Genomic DNA, 2,969 nt, shown 5'->3' on the forward strand with positions numbered 1-2,969 from the left:
AAGTTTATCCTAAGTATTGTATTGTTGCTTAATTGATATATATTTGCTAAATATACTATATCGTATTATTTCTATGAAAAATCCAAATTGTCCCCGCTGCGACTCCCAAAATGTTACTAAAAGTGGCGTAATCAAAGAAAAACAACGTTTTAAATGTAAAGACTGTAATTATAACTTTACAGTAGAAAAGCTTGGGAAGGGAATCTCAGCCTATTATGTTATCAAGGCTTTACAATTGTATATAGAAGGAGTAAGCTACCGTGAAATAGAAAGACTACTAGGCGTTTCACACGTGTCGGTGATGAATTGGGTGAAAAAATATCAAATCAAAATACCTAAAAACTCTGATTATTACCCTACTTATAAGATAATGAATCATAAAGAGTTAGCTGCTTTTTATGCGGATAGAGAAAATCTGAGAGATTCTGGGATGATTGTCACTGAATTAGGAGATAAATTTATGTTGATTAAATGGGAGCGTCTGAAACATTAAAATTTCAATACGCTGTCAATACATAAAATACATATTTGAAGAAGGACTAGGATATTTTTCTAGTCCTTTTTTTTGTTAAACTATACTTAAATAGCGTTACTATACCAAAACTGTTGAAGAGATAGTTTTTTTTTTGACCTTTGGTAGTTCGTGTTCAATAAAAACACGCTAAAGTACAAAAGTTTATTGGGCTGAAAAATGATAAAAATTAGTATTGTACTATTTGTTTTCATTCGCTAGATTCTTGGATATATATGAAATAACTGTTATCAATAAACTTATAAATAAATCACTAATGCTATTAATCACTATACAATATTCACTCTAAAAATAAAACCCCTTATCTAATTAACATTATGAAAGTAGAACACACAGTAAAGAAAACTTCGACTAAACAACTCGCTGCAATTATTGGCGCGTCGTCGGTAGGAACACTTATTGAATGGTACGATTTTTATATATTTGGTAGTTTAGCAACAATCATTTCAACCCAGTTTTTCCCAAAAGATAATCCTACAGCAGCTTTCCTTTCTACGTTAGCTACCTTTGCCGCTGGCTTCGTTGTTCGTCCGTTCGGGGCATTATTCTTTGGACGCTTGGGCGATTTGATTGGTCGAAAATATACTTTTATGGTCACGTTGGTGTTGATGGGCGGAGCTACTTTTGCCATTGGCTTAGTACCCAAATATGAAACAATAGGCTTTTTTGCACCATTGATTGTTTTGATACTTAGACTTTTACAAGGCTTAGCCTTGGGTGGAGAATATGGCGGCGCAGCCACGTATGTAGCCGAACATTCCCCTGCTAATGAACGTGGTTTTTGGACGTCTTGGATTCAGATTACAGCTACCGCTGGCTTGTTTATTTCCTTAGGCGTTATATTATTGACCAAAAACATGATGTCTAAAGAATCATGGGAAGATTGGGGCTGGCGTATACCTTTTATGGTTTCTATCATCATGGTTTATGTATCGGTGTTGATTCGTAAAAATATGTCAGAATCACCCCTTTTTGCCAAAGCTAAGGCGGAAGGAAAAACGTCAACCAACCCACTGAAAGAATCTTTTGGTAATAAATTAAACTTCAAATTTGTATTATTAGCCTTATTTGGAGCTACAATGGGACAAGGCGTAGTTTGGTACACAGGTCAGTTTTATGCACAAACATTCTTGTTGAAAATCATGAATGTAGATTTCGACCAAGCCAATACACTATTAATCATTGCCTTAATGATGGGTACACCGCTATTTGTATTTTTTGGATGGTTATCAGATAAAGTGGGTCGTAAGCCTATCATGTTAGCAGGGATGTTGTTCGCAATTCTTGCCTATCGACCTATTTATGAGAAAATGTACCAGACTACTAATTTGAATCATAAAGATGAGATTAGTAATGAAACGAAAATAGAAACAAAGCATATTTTAGTAGCCAATTCAACGACAGATTCGTTGATTACTACAACTACTAGCAAGGTTTATACAGATGGTACAACTTATAAAGAAGTAAAGAAACAGACTTTGATAGCTGGAAAATCAGAAGCTGAACAGCCTAAACCTGAAATTAGTAAAACTGTTAAAATCAATAATAGTGACCATTGGACGCTGGTTTGGCTAGTATTTGTTCAATTAGTATTTGTCACAATGGCTTATGGCCCGATTGCTGCATTCTTGGTAGAGATGTTCCCTGTCAAAATCCGTTATACTTCTATGTCTCTGCCTTATCACATAGGCAATGGCGTATTCGGTGGATTAATGCCAGCCATTGCTACTTATTTGGTTACTAAAGCAAAAGATACCAACGAAATAGCTGAAAAAACTGGGCAGGCCGTTATTAATACTCAGCCTTATTTAGAAGGATTGAACTACCCAATATTGATAGCGACAGTATGTTTTGTGATTGGCTTGTTGTATATCAAGGAGGATAAAAGTATCAGAGATTAATAGCTCAATACTAAACGATTTCAACGCTATTAAACATTTATGTTAAAACACATTATCATTAAAAAGAGATGAACAGCATCAAGAAAATATTAGGTATCGTTTGGATACTTTTAGGATTGGCCACTGCCTATTTCGGGATTTTTGAATTGGGCATTCCCAAATTTGCTTCGGGAAATCAGGAAGATTTAGTGTTTGGTATTATCATTATGTTGGTACTGACACCAATTATTACTGGGGGATTATTGATTTTTGGGAAGTATGCTCTTTCGGGAGAATATGATACTGAGGATTAATTGGAAGACTTTTTAAAGAGAATCTTTATCTTATTTAAATAACAGTTTTTTTAGAATAGGTATTTTTAATAAACTTAAGTCATACGGAATTTTCCTAATGTAGTGCGTTTTGGGGACAATTTGAGAAGCTTTCTACTTATTATTGTCAAGTCCTTACTTTTCTTGTCTTGATACAAGAAAAGTAACAAAAGAAAATCAAGAATTCCTAAACTCGCTCCGCTCAAACAGTAGGAATTCGTTGCC

At 34.5% G+C, this 2,969-nt stretch carries 3 protein-coding genes; all 3 read left to right on the forward strand.

Annotation, left to right across the window (positions count from 1 at the left end; genetic code table 11):
- The first annotated feature begins 73 nt into the window (after positions 1-73).
- The 3 genes from AC07XN_RS23950 to AC07XN_RS23960 all read left to right on the forward strand — a co-directional run bounded on the left by AC07XN_RS23950 (position 74) and on the right by AC07XN_RS23960 (position 2,726).
- On the forward strand, positions 74-493 hold the full coding sequence (locus AC07XN_RS23950; protein ID WP_309914468.1) for an IS1/IS1595 family N-terminal zinc-binding domain-containing protein: 420 nt from the start codon (positions 74-76) through the stop codon (positions 491-493).
- Positions 494-849: 356 nt separating this feature from the next.
- Complete coding sequence (locus tag AC07XN_RS23955) at positions 850-2,433, forward strand: MFS transporter (protein ID WP_494744883.1); 1,584 nt, start codon at positions 850-852, stop codon at positions 2,431-2,433.
- Positions 2,434-2,501: 68 nt separating this feature from the next.
- Positions 2,502-2,726: a DUF6814 family protein gene (locus AC07XN_RS23960; RefSeq protein WP_309914473.1), complete on the forward strand. Its 225-nt coding sequence runs from the start codon at positions 2,502-2,504 to the stop codon at positions 2,724-2,726.
- Positions 2,727-2,969: the final 243 nt, after the last annotated feature.

The sequence above is a fragment of the Arcicella sp. GW458-12-2-14-TSB2 genome, assembly GCF_059423785.1.